This is a genomic window from Polaribacter sp. BAL334, from assembly GCF_015767435.1.
Taxonomy (GTDB): domain Bacteria; phylum Bacteroidota; class Bacteroidia; order Flavobacteriales; family Flavobacteriaceae; genus Polaribacter.
The window spans coordinates 1-1377 of sequence record NZ_JADWOV010000110.1; the positions used below are offsets into that span (position 1 = coordinate 1).

At 35.7% G+C, this 1377-nt stretch carries 3 protein-coding genes; all 3 read left to right on the plus strand.

Annotation, left to right across the window (positions count from 1 at the left end; all coding sequences use genetic code 11):
- Positions 1-337, plus strand: a 337-nt coding sequence (locus IU405_RS00560; protein WP_197436708.1) for a GNAT family N-acetyltransferase, incomplete at its 5' end; no start/stop codon positions are given.
- Between the two features lie 95 nt (positions 338-432).
- Positions 433-969: a YfiT family bacillithiol transferase gene (locus tag IU405_RS00565; protein ID WP_197436709.1), complete on the plus strand. Its 537-nt coding sequence runs from the start codon at positions 433-435 to the stop codon at positions 967-969.
- 140 nt (positions 970-1109) lie between these two features.
- Positions 1110-1377 (plus strand): serine hydrolase (locus tag IU405_RS00570; protein WP_197436710.1); only part of this gene is annotated, 268 nt, incomplete at its 3' end.

Genomic DNA, 1377 nt, shown 5'->3' on the forward strand with positions numbered 1-1377 from the left:
AAATGAGACCAATGAATTTATTGGGCTAATAGCGATCAATTTAGGGAAAGTAAATTATAAGACGGCAGAAGTGTGGTTTAAAATTCACAAAGACCATTGGCGAAAAGGGTATACAACAGAAGCATTGACACGAATTTTGAAATATGGATTTATTGATTTGAAATTACATAGAATCGAAGCAGGTTGTGCAGTAGAAAATAGTGCATCCAGCAAGACTCTTGAAAAGGTAGGTTTTCAAAGAGAGGGAATGAAACGAAAGAACTTACCAATTAGAGGAGTATGGAAGGATACCTTTTTTTATGGAATATTGGAAGAAGACTTTAACAAGGATGACTAACCGAGTACAAAAGCACTACCACCAACATCGCCAAGCCCAAAACCGATGAGCGCTCAAGTAAAAAGTGACAATCAAAATGAAAACAATTAAACGCTATGTCAATAGAAGAACTAAAATTTCCTATAGGACTATTTGATAAACCAACAACTATAACCACAGAGATTTTGTCAAAATGGATTTCTGATATTGCTACATTTCCCACAAGACTAAAAAGCGAGGTTCATCATCTGACAGATAAACAGCTTGATACACCCTACAGACCTGATGGCTGGACAATTAGACAAGTAATTCATCATTGTGCGGACAGTCATATGAACAGTTTAACTCGCTTAAAACTTGCATTGACAGAAGACCAACCCACCATAAAACCTTATTATGAAGAACGTTGGGCTGAACTACTTGACACCAAAAGTATGCCTATTGAACCTTCCTTGAAAATGATAGAAGGGATTCACGAACGATGGATTGTTTTATTACATAATTTGACTGACGAACACTATGGGAGAATTTTTATTCATCCCGAACACGGAAAGGCATTTAGGGTTGATGAAAATATAGGAGTGTATGCTTGGCATTGCAATCATCATCTTGCTCACATAACGGAAACGAAAAAAAGAAATCATTGGAACTAAACACAAACAATACCAGGAATTTGGGAAAAAAGGCGGATTCAGTGCAGGCAGTTCGTTTAGTACTTCGAAATTCGTTTCTTTGCCAAACACCAAACTGAAAGCGATCATTGTAAAGCGACACAGAAACAAAAAGAACACCAATGAAATACGTATTATTTTTTCTGATTTTTCTTAGTGCAACAATTGCAACTTTTGGACAGCAAAAGACCCTTGACAATCAAATTGACCGTTTAATTTCAACGAAAACTTCAAAGCCATTTAATGGCGTAATCCTTATTTCTCAAAAAGGAAAAACGAAGTATTCAAAAATAGTTGGCTATTCGGACATTGATAAAAAAGTATCTTTAAAAAGGAATGATCAATTTGTGATTGGTTCAATCAGCAAGCAATTCACAGCAGTATTAGTAC